This window comes from Citrobacter sp. RHB21-C05, assembly GCF_013889015.1.
GTDB lineage: Bacteria > Pseudomonadota > Gammaproteobacteria > Enterobacterales > Enterobacteriaceae > Citrobacter_A > Citrobacter_A sedlakii.
Map to the genome: position 1 here is coordinate 1,731,090 of NZ_CP057611.1, position 12,798 is coordinate 1,743,887.

17 protein-coding genes are annotated in these 12,798 nt (G+C 57.4%); 3 read left to right on the forward strand and 14 right to left on the reverse strand.

The features are described 5' to 3' along the window. Positions 1–48: 48 nt before the first annotated feature. The 3 genes from sbmC to HVX72_RS08210 all read left to right on the forward strand — a co-directional run bounded on the left by sbmC (position 49) and on the right by HVX72_RS08210 (position 2,204). Positions 49–522 (forward strand): DNA gyrase inhibitor SbmC, encoded by a 474-nt coding sequence (gene sbmC, locus HVX72_RS08200; protein WP_181822966.1) that lies wholly within the window; start codon positions 49–51, stop codon positions 520–522. Between the two features lie 127 nt (positions 523–649). After that, complete coding sequence (locus HVX72_RS08205; RefSeq protein ID WP_181822967.1) at positions 650–1,708, forward strand: FUSC family protein; 1,059 nt, start codon at positions 650–652, stop codon at positions 1,706–1,708. A 160-nt stretch (positions 1,709–1,868) separates the two neighbouring features. After that, the gene (locus tag HVX72_RS08210; protein WP_032939582.1) at positions 1,869–2,204 is read left to right on the forward strand and encodes a DUF496 family protein; all 336 of its coding nucleotides are present in this window, start codon (positions 1,869–1,871) and stop codon (positions 2,202–2,204) included. Between the two features lie 30 nt (positions 2,205–2,234). On the opposite strand, the gene HVX72_RS08215 is transcribed toward HVX72_RS08210, so the two are convergent. The 14 genes from HVX72_RS08215 to pduJ form a co-directional block, all read right to left on the reverse strand. Beyond that, positions 2,235–3,101: an L-threonine kinase gene (locus tag HVX72_RS08215; protein WP_181822968.1), complete on the reverse strand. Its 867-nt coding sequence runs from the start codon at positions 3,099–3,101 to the stop codon at positions 2,235–2,237. 90 nt (positions 3,102–3,191) lie between these two features. Beyond that, a complete protein-coding gene (locus HVX72_RS08220; RefSeq protein WP_042284211.1) occupies positions 3,192–4,406 on the reverse strand; it encodes an acetate/propionate family kinase in 1,215 nt (404 codons plus the stop codon). Then, positions 4,391–4,843 (reverse strand): propanediol utilization protein PduV, encoded by a 453-nt coding sequence (gene pduV / locus HVX72_RS08225; protein WP_181822969.1) that lies wholly within the window; start codon positions 4,841–4,843, stop codon positions 4,391–4,393. Before pduV ends, HVX72_RS08220 begins: the two co-directional genes overlap by 16 nt. A 4-nt stretch (positions 4,844–4,847) precedes the next feature. Beyond that, complete coding sequence (gene pduU / locus HVX72_RS08230) at positions 4,848–5,198, reverse strand: propanediol utilization microcompartment protein PduU (protein ID WP_042284206.1); 351 nt, start codon at positions 5,196–5,198, stop codon at positions 4,848–4,850. Next, positions 5,198–5,752 carry a propanediol utilization microcompartment protein PduT gene (gene pduT / locus HVX72_RS08235; protein WP_042284204.1) on the reverse strand — a complete coding sequence of 185 codons (555 nt, stop codon included), beginning with the start codon at positions 5,750–5,752 and terminating at the stop codon, positions 5,198–5,200. Before pduT ends, pduU begins: the two co-directional genes overlap by 1 nt. A gap of 2 nt (positions 5,753–5,754) precedes the next feature. Next, positions 5,755–7,110, reverse strand: coding sequence for a 4Fe-4S dicluster domain-containing protein (locus HVX72_RS08240; protein ID WP_181822970.1), 1,356 nt, complete (start codon positions 7,108–7,110; stop codon positions 5,755–5,757). Beyond that, positions 7,107–8,219, reverse strand: coding sequence for a 1-propanol dehydrogenase PduQ (locus tag HVX72_RS08245; RefSeq protein WP_181822971.1), 1,113 nt, complete (start codon positions 8,217–8,219; stop codon positions 7,107–7,109). Before HVX72_RS08245 ends, HVX72_RS08240 begins: the two co-directional genes overlap by 4 nt. Before the next feature lie 10 nt (positions 8,220–8,229). Beyond that, a complete protein-coding gene (gene pduP / locus HVX72_RS08250) occupies positions 8,230–9,615 on the reverse strand; it encodes a CoA-acylating propionaldehyde dehydrogenase PduP (protein WP_181822972.1) in 1,386 nt (461 codons plus the stop codon). Beyond that, positions 9,612–10,619, reverse strand: coding sequence for a two-domain cob(I)yrinic acid a,c-diamide adenosyltransferase PduO (gene pduO / locus HVX72_RS08255; protein ID WP_181822973.1), 1,008 nt, complete (start codon positions 10,617–10,619; stop codon positions 9,612–9,614). Before pduO ends, pduP begins: the two co-directional genes overlap by 4 nt. 9 nt (positions 10,620–10,628) lie before the next feature. Further along, entirely contained in the window at positions 10,629–10,904 is a 276-nt protein-coding gene (gene pduN, locus HVX72_RS08260) for a propanediol utilization microcompartment protein PduN (RefSeq protein WP_012906340.1), read from the reverse strand. Between the two features lie 3 nt (positions 10,905–10,907). Beyond that, on the reverse strand, positions 10,908–11,399 hold the full coding sequence (gene pduM, locus HVX72_RS08265; protein ID WP_181822974.1) for a microcompartment protein PduM: 492 nt from the start codon (positions 11,397–11,399) through the stop codon (positions 10,908–10,910). After that, positions 11,396–12,028: a phosphate propanoyltransferase gene (locus tag HVX72_RS08270; protein ID WP_181822975.1), complete on the reverse strand. Its 633-nt coding sequence runs from the start codon at positions 12,026–12,028 to the stop codon at positions 11,396–11,398. The genes pduM and HVX72_RS08270 overlap by 4 nt, the downstream gene beginning before the upstream one ends. Positions 12,029–12,033: 5 nt before the next feature. Then, positions 12,034–12,489, reverse strand: a complete 456-nt coding sequence (locus tag HVX72_RS08275) for a BMC domain-containing protein (protein ID WP_060570653.1) — start codon at positions 12,487–12,489, stop codon at positions 12,034–12,036. A gap of 23 nt (positions 12,490–12,512) precedes the next feature. After that, positions 12,513–12,788: a propanediol utilization microcompartment protein PduJ gene (gene pduJ / locus HVX72_RS08280; protein WP_004853788.1), complete on the reverse strand. Its 276-nt coding sequence runs from the start codon at positions 12,786–12,788 to the stop codon at positions 12,513–12,515. Positions 12,789–12,798 lie beyond the last annotated feature (10 nt).

The window sequence follows — 12,798 nt, forward strand, 5'->3', positions numbered from 1 at the left end:
TCGACTTCGTTACACTGTATATAAATACAGTGTAACAATGGAGGCAACATGAACTACGAGATCAGACAAGTCGATAAGCGAACCGTAGCGGGTTTCCACCTGGTGGGACCCTGGGAACAAACGGTGAAGCAGGGCTTTGAGCAACTGATGATGTGGGTGGACGGCAAACAGATCGTAACGGATGAATGGATCGCCGTGTATTTTGACAATCCGGACGACGTTCCCGCAGAGAAACTGCGCTGCAGTACGGTGGTGTCCGTCCCGACCGATTTCGTTATCCCGGAAAACAGCGAAGGCGTTACGCTGAGCGAAATCGAGGGCGGGCAATACGCTACGGCGGTTGCCCGTGTAACGGACACGGATTTCGCCACGCCGTGGTATCAGTTCTTCAATAGTTTGTTGCAGGACAAAGCGTATGAGATGGCCTGCAAACCGTGCTTTGAAGTCTATCTTAACGATGGCTGCAAAGACGGCTACTGGGACATTGAGATGTATATCGCCATACAACCTGCCGTCAAATAAGCGCGAAAACCTGGCGGACTGGCGCTAAGTGAGACTACGCTTAGCGAGATGTCCTGTCCGCTACGGTGAAATTTTCAGTGTAAAAGCAGGTACAATCCGTTTATTGTTTTTCTGACGGAGTGCATGAGTGCGTGCCGACAAGTCGCTGAGTCCCTTCGAAATCCGCCTGTATCGCCATTACCGTGTCGTGCATGGCATCCGTATTGCGCTGGCCTTTATCCTGACCTTTCTCCTCGTCCGGTTGTTTAACATTCCGGAAGGCACCTGGCCTTTGATCACGCTGGTGGTGATCATGGGGCCGATCTCCTTTTGGGGAAACGTGGTTCCCCGCGCCTTCGAGCGAATTGGCGGCACAATTCTTGGTTCGGTACTCGGGCTGGTGGCGCTGCGTCTTGAGCTGTTTTCCTTACCGCTGATGCTGTTATGGTGCGCAGCGGCGATGTTTCTCTGCGGCTGGCTGGCGCTGGGGAAAAAACCGTATCAGGCGCTGTTGATCGGCATTACGCTTGCCGTGGTGGTTGGCGCGCCAGCCGGGGATATGGAGACCGCGCTGTGGCGCGGCGGCGATGTCATTCTCGGCTCGCTTCTGGCGATGTTGTTTACCGGCATCTGGCCGCAGCGGGCCTTCATTCACTGGCGTATCCAGTTGGCGCACTGCGTGACAGCATACAACCGGGTTTATCAGGCGGCGCTGTCGCCCAATCTGCTGGAACGTCCGAGGCTGGAGAAGCACCTGCAACAGCTGCTGAGCGATGTGGTGAAAATGCGCGGGCTTATCACGCCGGCCAGCAAAGAGACGCGCATTCAGAAATCGATTTTCGAAGCCATTCAGACCGTGAATCGCAATCTGGTCTGCATGCTGGAGCTGCAAATCAACGCCCTGTGGGCAACGCGCGCGAGCCACTTTGTGATGCTCAACGCCCACACGTTGCGGGAAACTCAGCAGATGACGCAGCAGGCGCTGCTGACCATCACCCACGCACTGTTTGAAGGGAACCCGCAGCCGATCCTTGCCAATACCGAAAAACTGAATGATACCGTTAATGAACTGCGGACGCTTATCCGCCAGCATGATGAGCGCAATGTAGCGGAAACGCCGATCCACGGTTATGTGTGGTTGAGTCTGGAAACCGCACGCCAGCTGGAGCTGCTTTCACATCTTATCTGCCGGGCGCTGCGCAAATAATCAGCAGATGAGGAGAATGAACCGGGTGCTGCTTCGATTCAGCAACGAATAAGGGTATGATGAAAACAAGGACGTCGCCATTGTCATTTATGGCTACGAAAAGTAATGTAAGCCCTATAGTTTAAACGAATCCGAATCTCACATTATCAGGGGTGTAAAAATGGAAACTACCAAGCCATCTTTCCAGGACGTGCTGGAATTTGTCCGTCTGTTCCGTCGCAAAAATAAACTGCAACGTGAAATCCAGGACGTTGAGAAAAAGATCCGTGACAACCAGAAACGCGTTCTGCTGTTGGACAACCTGAGCGACTACATCAAGCCAGGTATGAGCGTTGAAGCCATTCAGGGCATCATCGCCAGCATGAAAAGCGACTATGAAGATCGCGTTGATGACTACATCATCAAAAATGCTGAAATCTCTAAAGAGCGCCGCGATATTTCTAAAAAGCTGAAAGCGATGGGCGAACTCAAAAACGGCGAAGCGAAAGCAGAGTAACGTCTTGACGCAGTGAGGATCGTCTGGTCCTCACTGACATGTCACGCCACCGCGCACCATCCGTAGCAAATGCTGTTCCGGCCAGTGTTCAGCTAATCTCTTTTTCTTCAGCAGCCACGTCACGTATTCGACGTCATGTTTATGCCTGTCGAGCATCAACCCGACTACGCTGCCGCTGTGTGCGACGTTCACGCCATACAAATCACACTCTTCCATGAGCGACAATAGCGCGTCAAAGTCGGGCTTCGGCAGCAGCGCCTGGCTGGCGATGGCGCTCAACGTTGCCGCTTCGCCCATCCGGTACGGATTTTGCTCCACACAGGCTTGCTGAACCTTCTCCCAGGCTCTTTTCAACGCTGGCGCGCCAGCGTCCAGCCCCGCCTGACGTGGGATACGGTGATAATCCGCCGTGCGCAGCGTCTGCGGGCTTTCCAGTACAAGGAGGTCCAGTTCCGGTTGGCATTCACAACCGATGCGCACTGACGCATCGTTATGATCAAACAGGGTTAACTGGTGAAAAACGGTACTGTCGGTGGGTTCCAGCGACACGCAAAGCTGCGCAAGGGTGGTCTCGTCCAGTGCGCGCCCCAGATAGCGCGCAGTCGCTACGGCAGTGGCGGCGATGTCTGCTGTACTGCTTGCCATCCCCTTGGCGATGGGGATCGTGGAATGAATATCAATGCGAATGTCCTGACTGAGTTCGTCCGGGTATTGCCAGTGCGCAAGCAGGGTATTCACCATGGCCCGTGACAGAGGGCGCTCATCCGCCAGCGGCGAACCGGCGCTGATTTCAACGGTGCTGTACCAGTCAACAGGGCAGGAGACTAGTTTCTCGCTGCCCATAATCCAGCCCTGAATGAGTTCTCCGCACGAAGCGGGGCATTGCGCAACAGCCACATTTTCACCTTTCTGCTCTGTCATCCCCGGCGCATAGTGTCATGGCGATTGCGCTATTACCATGATTTACCGCAATGTGCGCGGCGCGCCTCAGGCGGAAACCGCCAGCGTGGACGTTTCGGCGAGGGCAATCCGCATGACGTCCTGCGCTATCATCAACTCTTCGTTGGTATTGATGACCGCGACCTTTACCAGCGCATTTTCAGCCTGAATGAATGTGGCGTTGCGCTGGTTTTTCTCCTCATCAATATTCAGACCGAGGAAGTGAAGGTTGTGACAAATCGCCGCCCGGGCGCGCGCCGAGTTTTCGCCAATACCGCCGGTAAACACCAGCGCATCCAGACCGCCCATCTGCATAATATAGCTGCCGATGGTCGCACGAATACGTTCGGCGAATAACGTGAGCGCCAGTGCCGCCCGTTGATTTCCGCTGTCGGCGGCTTGCTCAACGTCGCGGTAATCGTGGGATACGCCGGAAACGCCAAGCAGACCGGATTCATTATTCAGCAACTGGTTAAGCTGCTGCGGCGTTTTGCCTTCCCGCTGGGCTATCCAGGGCAAAATGGACGGATCAATATCGCCGCTGCGGGTTCCCATCATCACACCGGACTGCGGGGTAAAGCCCATCGACGTATTGACCGACTTACCGCCTTTGATGGCGCAGAGGCTGCTGCCGTTGCCAAGATGACAACACACCACCCGCAGGGCGCTGAGCGGCACGCCGAGTTTCTCAGCCAGCGCGGCGCTGACATACTTGTGGCTGGTCCCGTGAAAGCCGTAGCGGCGGATACCAAACTCTTCATAGTAGCGCCACGGAAGCGGATAAATATAAGCGGATTCGTCCAGCGTTTGATGAAAGGCGGTATCAAAAACGGCTACCGCAGGTACGTTCGGTAGCAACTGGCGAAACACATTAATACCCAGCACATTGACCGGATTGTGCAGCGGCGCCAGTTCAGCCAGTCGTTCAATTTCCGCGATGGAATCATCCGTGATCCGCACGGCGTCTTTAAAGGCTTCACCGCCGTGCGCCACGCGATGGCCTACGCCATCGATATCCTCAATGCTGCGGATCACGGCGTGGCTGATTAACATTTCCAGTAACAGGGTCACCGCGTCGCGGTGGTCGGCCACCGGCGCAGTCTGCTGCCATTTTTGCTCTTTCGCCTTCAGCGTGATCCGGGCATCGGGCATACCGATGCGTTCAATTAATCCCTGACACAACAGGTCGCCCTGCGGCATATCCAGCAACTGGAATTTGAGCGACGAACTTCCCGCGTTAATCGCCATTATTTTGTGAGACATGAAAGTTCCTTTTGATTCAGAAAGGCAAACAGTTCATCAAGTCCGCTGTTGTTTACGGCACTGGTGACAAATACCGCTTGCGCGCCCGCCAGCGTCAGCCACTGCGTGACGCGGGTGATGCGCTGCGGGTTAGCTAAATCGGCTTTAGTAAGAATGCCGATCACCGGGCGGTTCATCGGTCCGGTAAATCCGGGCGAGAAGGGTGACCATCCCGCATCGCTGTTCAGCACCAGGGCGATGACGTCAGCCTCGCAGGCGCTGGCCAGCAGTGCGCTGTACAGACAGCGGTTTTCCAGGTATTCCCCGGGCGTGTCGATGGTCTCTGCGGACCAGACAATAGCCTGGGTTTTCTGGTACTGAAGCGCTTCCCCTCGTAACGCCTGGGTGAGGGATGTTTTCCCGCACTGACTCGGGCCGATTAACATCATGCGTTTCATAACGTCAGGTCCGGGTGATCGGGCAGGCCGTGAAGCGCATCAGTTCGCCGAGGGTGCGCGTCACCTGTTTCAGCGCATATTCAACCGCTGAAACGTCGCCGGTTATCACGACTGCCCCGGTAAAGCGGTCAAGAAAACCAATCTCCACCGCCCCGGATTTGGTGGCGATATCGCAGGCGATAATGGATGCTTCGCTGGGTGTTATCGTGAGAATGCCGATGGCGGAAACGCCATCCTGTAATCCCAGCTTTTTGAACAGATCTTTACCAGGGTTTGCAATCAAATGCGCCAGCGTGACCTGTTTACCCGGCACGTACTCCTGGATCATGCGTTCTGTGGTCGGCTGTCTTTCCATCATCCCTCCACCATCTGACGCCACATGGCTTCATGCGGCCGCGGGATAACCGAGCGGTAAACCAGCAGTCCTTTTTCCCCCGCGCTTTCGCTGGCTACCGTCACCGCGTTGTTCACATCAGAAACGTCGCCCGCCACCACCATGTAACATTTACCGCCGATGCCGAACGCCATATGGACGCGAACCAGCGTCACGTTTGAGGCTTTCACCGCGCGGTCGGCGGCGCTGATGCAGGCCGCGACGCTCCAGGTTTCGACAATGCCGACAGCCTGACGGCGATCGACGCTGTTGAGGCCGCTAATGGCAGGCAGCACGCTGGCATGAATGTTTGGCAACACCAGGCTGTCTACCAGCATTTCGCCTGCGAGCGATGTCCCGGTTTCGATAGCCTGCTGTACCGCTCCGACATCGCCACCGAGCATCAGCAGAAATTTACCCGGACAAATCGTTTTGCTGACCAGCAGATCCACGCTGGCGCTTTTCAGCATTGCGTCGCCGGTTTCCATTCCTTTGGCAATGCTGGTGAGTTCTAAAATACCTATGGCCTGAGACATGGTTAACCTCTTACAACGATGATGGCCTGCTCTGTGATTTCAGAGACAATACCGTCCATACTGGCGTGAATGCGGGCGCCTGGCGCGCCTTGCGGAACATCGGCAACGCACTGGCCGCGCGTTACGCGTTCGCCTTTTTGCACGCAAGGCACCGCGCTGGCGCCGATATGCTGACGCAGCAAAAGCGTGGTTTTTTCTGTGACCGGTTCGTCTTCACGTAGCGGCGCTTCCCGATACCAGGACGTCAGCCCGAGTTTGGCGATGAGGCGTTTCACCGGCACCAGGCGATACTTCGCCATTTCATCCGCCGGATTAAGCGGACCTTCATACCGCTGGTTTTGCGCGCGCAGTTCGCGCTTGAGCATCCGGTTAATGCGCATCGGTGAAATACCAACCGGACAGGCCACGCTTTCGCAGACATTACATTCCGAGCAGGTCAGGGCGCTGAGCAGTAACTGCGGCGTCGCCGCCTGGTGAAAATTCACGGCGCGCACCAGCAGATGTGGAGACAGTTCATGACCAATGAGGTGTCTCGGACAGAGATCGGTGCATAAGCGACACTGTTCGCACACGGTTCTCGCTACCGACAAGACGGTGCGCTCGTCCTGCATACGACGCTGAATCAGCGGATGGGTTTTCGGCAAAACCAGCAGGCCGCCAGTAGTTTTGGTTACCGGCGTGTCCAGCGAGGTCAGCAGGCCGCCCATCATCGGCCCGCCATTAATAAAACCCGGGTCGTCAATTGTGGCGCCGCCCGCCAGCGCCAGCACGTCGCGCAGCGACATGCCGATGGGGACGGTCAGCGTTTGCGGATGGGCCACTGCGCCGTTAACGGTGAGCGTGCGGCGCGTCACCGGGTACTGCTGTTCTACCGCACGGGCAATATTCAACACGGTCTGAACGTTATTAACCACCACCCCGACGCTGACGGGCAGCGCCGCCGGAGGTACGCGTCGACCCGTCGCCATCCAGATGGTCAGCACCTCATCCCCTGCCGGATAAACGTCCGGCAATATGTGTAAACGCATCGCCGGAGGTAAAAGCGGGCGTAGAGCCGCAATAGCAGGCTGGTACTTCTCTTTCAGGGCGATAATTCCTTCCCGCGCGCCCGTCGCTTTCATCGCGTACTGCACCCCGCGCACCAGACGAGCCGCCTGCTGCGCCATTAACTGCTGGTCAACTTTCAGCATCGGTTCGCATTCCGCGGCGTTCACCAGGAAAATTTCTACCTGCGCCTGAAGCTTAACGTGCGTTGGAAAGCCCGCGCCGCCTGCGCCAACGATTCCCGCTGCGCGCACGCGTTCGCGAACAGTATGCGCATCCACTTCATTCATGTCGGCCATCTGCGCGGTGTTCATAGCATCTCCTCAAGCAGTGCCTGAATGGCGCGGGCATCGGCTGCTTTCGGGTTTGTTTTCAGCGTGACGTCTGCCAGCGCGGCCTGCACCATTGCCGGGATCCGCCGGGCCCAGTTCTGTTTCTCTTCTTTCAGCGCATCGGCGAGAGAAGGGATCGCGCACGCTTTTTTTAACTGCTCAATGTGCTGCGCCAGCGCATTGATGCAGGCGGCGTCATTGGCGCTGTCCGGACAGAGATGGCAGGCTCTGGCAAAGCGCGCGTAGCGTTTCGCCGCCCGCGGATCGTGGGCGTTAAACCGGATGACCGCGGTAAGCAGGAGCGCATTCGCTAATCCATGCGGCAGGTGGAACTGCCCGCCAAACTGATGTGCGATGGCGTGGTTAAGGCCCAGTCCCGCCTGGCTAAAGGCCATGCCGGCAAGCGTTGAGGCGTTATGCATTTTGCCGCGCGTGGCAAGGCAGTCCCCTTTACGCACCGCGACCGGCAGATACCGGAAAACGCTCTGCGCCGCTTTTTCGGCCAGCGCATCGGTGAAGTCGCTGGCACGCGTTGAAACATAGGCTTCCAGCGCGTGGGTCAGGACATCCATGCCGGTATTGGCGGTAATTGCTGGCGGTACGCTGACCACCAGTACCGGGTCGAGGATCGCCATATCCGGATAGAGCGCATTGTCAAACAGCGGATACTTAATGCCCTTGTCCGGATCGCCGATCACGCAGGCGCTGGTCACTTCCGAACCGGTGCCGCTGGTGGTCGGGATCGCCACGCAGGTTTCTATTTCGATGTCGAACTGACGGCTGAACCAGACAATGGCCTTGGCGGCATCCAGCGCCGAGCCGCCGCCGAAACCAATCACAATGTCTGGACGCAACGACTGCATATGGGCGATGCCCTGCGCCACGGTGGCGATGGTGGGATCGGGGGTGATCTCACTGAACACGCTAATACGGTTGTTCGCCGGTATCGCGTCGCGCAGAGCTTCAATCAGCGGCGAACGCGCCAGAAAACCGTCACAGATAATCCAGATGTGCTTATGGGTAAATCGACCGAGCACCTTCAGGCTTCCCGGCCCGCTGTATAAACGCGTTTGCAGCGAAAAGGTTTTCATCACCACCTCATTAGCGGATTGAGAAGCCATTGGTGAGTACGCACCGACGAGAACGAGCGAAGGTGCGCGCCGAAGTCGTGCCTTCGCCGGTTGGCGTGGCAATCGTGAAGGTGGTGAACCCTTCGCCACCGACGCCAATCCCCGCGTAGGACGGGCCATTTTTCACGAAAATGGAGGTCTGCAGCGTCCGCGCGGCGAGATTCAGTCGCGACACGTTTTGCGAGTGCATAATGGCGGTGTGGTGCAGTCCTTCTTCCACTTTCAGAGCCAGCGATAATGCGGCGTCAAAATCCTTAACCTTTACGATCGGCAGCATCGGCATCAATTGTTCGCAGGTGACCCAACTGTCATCCGCGCTAACGACGCCTGTCAGCAGTCGCGGCGCTTTAGCCGGAACGGCGATACCGGCGGCTTCCAGCATCGCCGACGGGCTCTTGCCGACCAGTTTTTTATTGGCAACGCCTTCCGGCAGGCAGACAGCGCGCAGTTTTTCGATCTCTGACGGACTGAGCAGCAGCGCGCCAAAACTCTGCATCTGCTGAATAAGCTGTTCAGCGACCGACTCAACCACGATCAGGCTTTTCTCGGCAATGCAGGGAAGGTTGTAGTCAAACGAGGCGCCGTTGATGATATCTTCCGCGGCTTTAACAATATCCGCGGTTTCATCCACGATGCACGGCGGGTTGCCCGCACCGGCGCCGATGACTTTTTTCCCGCTCTTCATGCCCATTGCCACAATGCCAGGACCGCCGGTGATCGCCAGGACGGCGATCTTAGGGTGCGCCATCATTTGCTGAGTGGCTTCAAAGGTCGGTTCGGCAACGGTAACCACCAGGTTGCGAATACCGCAGCTGCGAAACACGATCTCTTCAATCATGGCGATCAGCTTCAACGATACGGTTTTTGCGCCGGGATGTGGGCTGAAGTAGACGCTGTTGCCCGCCGCCAGCATACTGATGCTGTTGTTGATAATAGTTTCGGTTGGATTCGTGCTTGGGGCGACGGAACCGATCACGCCAAATGGCGAGTATTCGAACAGCACCATGCCGCCGTCGCCAGTGAGCGCGGTGGTGGTGAGATCTTCAATCCCCGGCGTATTTTCCAGCGCCGCTTTGTTTTTAAGGAATTTATCTTCTTTATTACCCATCCCCGTCTCTGCGGCGCTTTCTGCCGCCAGGTCCGCAAGATGCGGCGTAAGCTCTTCCCGTATCGCGCTAATAATGGCGCTGCGCGTTTTCAGCGGAGACTGCTGATAACGTAAAAAGGCCTGGTGGGCGGCGTCGATGGCTTCACCCACGGACTGAAAAATACCGTTGCCCTTTATGTCGGTTTTCGCAGGCGTCAGTTGTTCAGTCAGAATGGTCCGGATGAGGGTTTCCAGTTCAGAAGTATTCATTGATGTGTTCTCACGTTAATTGCCGCAATTGCAGCCTGTGCAATGTCCATGTCCTGTTCAACGCTGCCTCCGCTGATCCCAAGACCCCCAATAAGTTTTCCGTCACGCCATAGCGGAAAACCGCCGCCAAAGGTGACCACTTTTCCCTGCATATGCGTTTCCAGTCCGTAAAGCGGCGCGCCGGGCTGGACTGCGGCGGCAAGCGCGTGCGTTGCGCTTTTCATCGCGACCGCTGTCCAGGCCTTTTTCGGCGCCAGTTCATTGCTCACCAGCAATGCATCCGGCATCCGCCACGTCACGGTTTCGGTCCCGTTGGCATCGACTATGCTAATCACCACCGGGACGTTGATTTCTTCTGCCCGCGCCACGGCGGCGCGGGTTAACTGATGAAGATCGCCAAACGAAAGCGACATAACATGTTCCTTTTGGGCAGGCGGCTGAGCCGACGCCAGATAGCGCTTCGTCACCTCCTGGATAATTTTTGTCTGATGCGCGTCGTGATCTTCGGCGCGGGCCAGCGCGTATAAACAATCCGACAGGCGATTGATGTAGCGCATCAGCACGTGCCTGACGGTGAATGCTGCGGAAAGCTCAACCAGACGACGTTCCGCCCGGCGCGCCAGCGTGCGCGCGAAGTGAAGTCGGCTGGCGGCTTCGCAACGGCCGGGCAAAATAAAACTGCGCAGCGGCGCGACACGTCCCATCGCGGTGTCGATGGCGGCTTCCAGCGCGGCGATTTCTTCCGTGCTGATGTAGCGCTGCTGCGCAGGCGGTTCATCACTTTCGCTTGCCAGCTCCGCGCTGAACCAGAATATTTGTTGCTGGATTGCCTCCAGCAGGGCGCGGTGCTGTACGCTCTGGCTGGCGCAAATGCACAGGCTGAGCGCGGCGTTAAGCTCGTCTAAGGTGCCGTATGCCTCCACGCGCGGGTGTGTTTTACTGACACGTTGCCCGGTAAACAGCGCGGTAGTGCCTGCGTCGCCAGTACGGGTATAAATCGCCATGCCGTCTCCTTAACGCGAAAGCGTGTCGACAATGCCGACGACGGCGAGGTCAATGGCCTCGTTCGGGCCGGAAAAAACATGTCTGGCGCTGGAACCGCTGCTCAGCAGCACCAGTTCGCCAACCCCTGCGCCAACGGAGTCAACGGCAACTTCATCTCCCGCCGTTGGATTCGCAGGCAGTTCGCCGTCGGCGCTTACCCGGCGCACCAGCAGAAGTTTTTTCCCGACCAGAGAAGGCGATTTTTGCGTGGATACCACCGCGCCTGTTACGCGTGCCAGATGCATGGTTCACTCCTGCTTAATGAATTGGATGTTGCGAGAGCTCGCGGCATCGCGAGCCAGCGCGGTGACAACACATTTTCGACACAGCACGAATACGCCACCGGAGAAGCGGACGACATCGGCATAGCTGACCAGCCGGGTCGGATGCAGCACGATGCGCACACCTTGCTCGTCACAGAACGTCAGCGGTAATCGGGCGAGTTTTTTCACCGGCAGGGCAGGCAATAGCGCCCGGCGTAGCGAGAGTCGCACCTGCAGACCAAACGCCAGCGCGTCGTGAAGGATGACGGCTGCGCTATCCGTTGCGTCGTTTTCGGCAATCTTCTCCAGCAGGGGCAGGTCGACCTGCAAAACATGCAGAGAGGAATACCGGGAAAACAGCGTTCGGGAAGGCGTTTCCCGCAGTTGCGCGACGCTCAACGTCAGCGTGCTTTCGGCACGACGCTGCAGGCGGGTGACCACCTCCTCGACGATTCGCTGCAACAGCTCGCCGTTCATCGCGGCGTAACCAGCGTGGCGTACGCGTTGGGGCTGTCGGCCCCGGCGGCGTTGGCTTCGTCGGTATCGATATGCATTTCCAGACGCATATCGGGCGACACGCGAATCGCGACGTTATCGAAAATGAGCCGACGCTCACTGCCTTCGATCGCCACGCAGACGTTGTCGCCATGTGCGACGCGCAGGATCAGCGCATCCAGCGGCGACATGTGAATATGACGCTGGGCGACAATAACGCCGGCAGCGAGCTCAATCTCGGCGAAGGGGCTCACAAGGCGGATACCCGGAGTGCCGTTGAGGTTTCCGGACATCCGCAGTGGTGCGGCGATCCCCAGCGTTCTTGCGTCTGTTCGCGATATTTCAACCTGACTGGTGCGGCGAAGTGGTCCCAGTAGACGCACATTCTTAATCTGACCTTTAGGACCCACCAGCGTGACGGTCTGTTCAGCGGCGTACTGCCCCGGTTGCAGCAGCGCTTTCTTCTCGCTTATCGGCTGTCCCGGAAAAAGACGGGCATAGTCTTCGGCGCTCAGATGAATATGACGATTAGACACGCCCAACGGAATTGGGCGCTCCCGCATCTCATCCAGCACTTTGCTGACCGTCGTCTCCAGAAGGTGTTTATCCATTACGCTTAACCTCGTTTACCTGAATGCAGGCAGAGCGACCGGGGTTCGCCTTTCTGACGCGGACAGGCCGGGTCGAGGCACAAATTGCAACTGATGATTCCGTCGTCAGATGCGGTTACCGGTGCAGACTCTTCTGCAACAACGTCAGTTTCGGGTTCCTCGATGATCGCTGGCGCGGGGGCAGGTGCGGCTACCGTCGCACGGGCAAGAATGCCCTCGCCAGGTCTGGCGATAACTTTGTGCGCCACCAGACCATCGCGCTGTTCGGCAAAGCTGGCACCGGTGATAATGGCGGACTGAACCGAGGCCACATCACCGGTGATTTTGATCACCGTCCAGCCTGAACCGTTGGTTTTCTCAAGGCCAACCAGCGTGATGGAAGCGGCTTTCGCCATGACATCCGCGCAACTGATGGCTAATGCCAGACCACTAACTTCAAGTAATCCCAGTGATTGCTTCACGCTGTGCTCCTTTTCGGCAGTGCTTAGGCAGACTTCGGTAAAATGGCCTCAACGTCGCTGTGCGGACGCGGGATAACGTGGCAGGATTTGACCTCGCCGACGGCGCTTGCTGCTGCGCTGCCTGCGTCAACCGCCGCTTTAACCGCGCCAACGTCGCCGCGCACCATGACAGTCACGAGGCCGGAGCCGATTTTCTCGTAGCCGACCAGTTGTACGTTGGCGGATTTCACCATCGCATCTGCGGCTTCAATGGCGCCGACCAACCCTTTTGTTTCAACCAGCCCTAATGCGTTATTCATACTGCGATTC

Bases quoted from the DNA above. Each gene is read 5' to 3' on its own strand.
- sbmC (WP_181822966.1), top strand. From the start codon at position 49: ATGAACTACGAGATCAGACAAGTCGATAAGCGAACCGTAGCGGGTTTC.
- HVX72_RS08210 (WP_032939582.1), top strand. From the start codon at position 1,869: ATGGAAACTACCAAGCCATCTTTCCAGGACGTGCTGGAATTTGTCCGT.
- HVX72_RS08220 (WP_042284211.1), bottom strand. From the start codon at position 4,406: ATGTCTCACAAAATAATGGCGATTAACGCGGGAAGTTCGTCGCTCAAA.
- pduV (WP_181822969.1), bottom strand. From the start codon at position 4,843: ATGAAACGCATGATGTTAATCGGCCCGAGTCAGTGCGGGAAAACATCC.
- pduU (WP_042284206.1), bottom strand. From the start codon at position 5,198: ATGGAAAGACAGCCGACCACAGAACGCATGATCCAGGAGTACGTGCCG.
- pduT (WP_042284204.1), bottom strand. From the start codon at position 5,752: ATGTCTCAGGCCATAGGTATTTTAGAACTCACCAGCATTGCCAAAGGA.
- HVX72_RS08240 (WP_181822970.1), bottom strand. From the start codon at position 7,110: ATGAACACCGCGCAGATGGCCGACATGAATGAAGTGGATGCGCATACT.
- HVX72_RS08245 (WP_181822971.1), bottom strand. From the start codon at position 8,219: ATGAAAACCTTTTCGCTGCAAACGCGTTTATACAGCGGGCCGGGAAGC.
- pduP (WP_181822972.1), bottom strand. From the start codon at position 9,615: ATGAATACTTCTGAACTGGAAACCCTCATCCGGACCATTCTGACTGAA.
- pduO (WP_181822973.1), bottom strand. From the start codon at position 10,619: ATGGCGATTTATACCCGTACTGGCGACGCAGGCACTACCGCGCTGTTT.
- pduN (WP_012906340.1), bottom strand. From the start codon at position 10,904: ATGCATCTGGCACGCGTAACAGGCGCGGTGGTATCCACGCAAAAATCG.
- pduM (WP_181822974.1), bottom strand. From the start codon at position 11,399: ATGAACGGCGAGCTGTTGCAGCGAATCGTCGAGGAGGTGGTCACCCGC.
- HVX72_RS08270 (WP_181822975.1), bottom strand. From the start codon at position 12,028: ATGGATAAACACCTTCTGGAGACGACGGTCAGCAAAGTGCTGGATGAG.
- pduJ (WP_004853788.1), bottom strand. From the start codon at position 12,788: ATGAATAACGCATTAGGGCTGGTTGAAACAAAAGGGTTGGTCGGCGCC.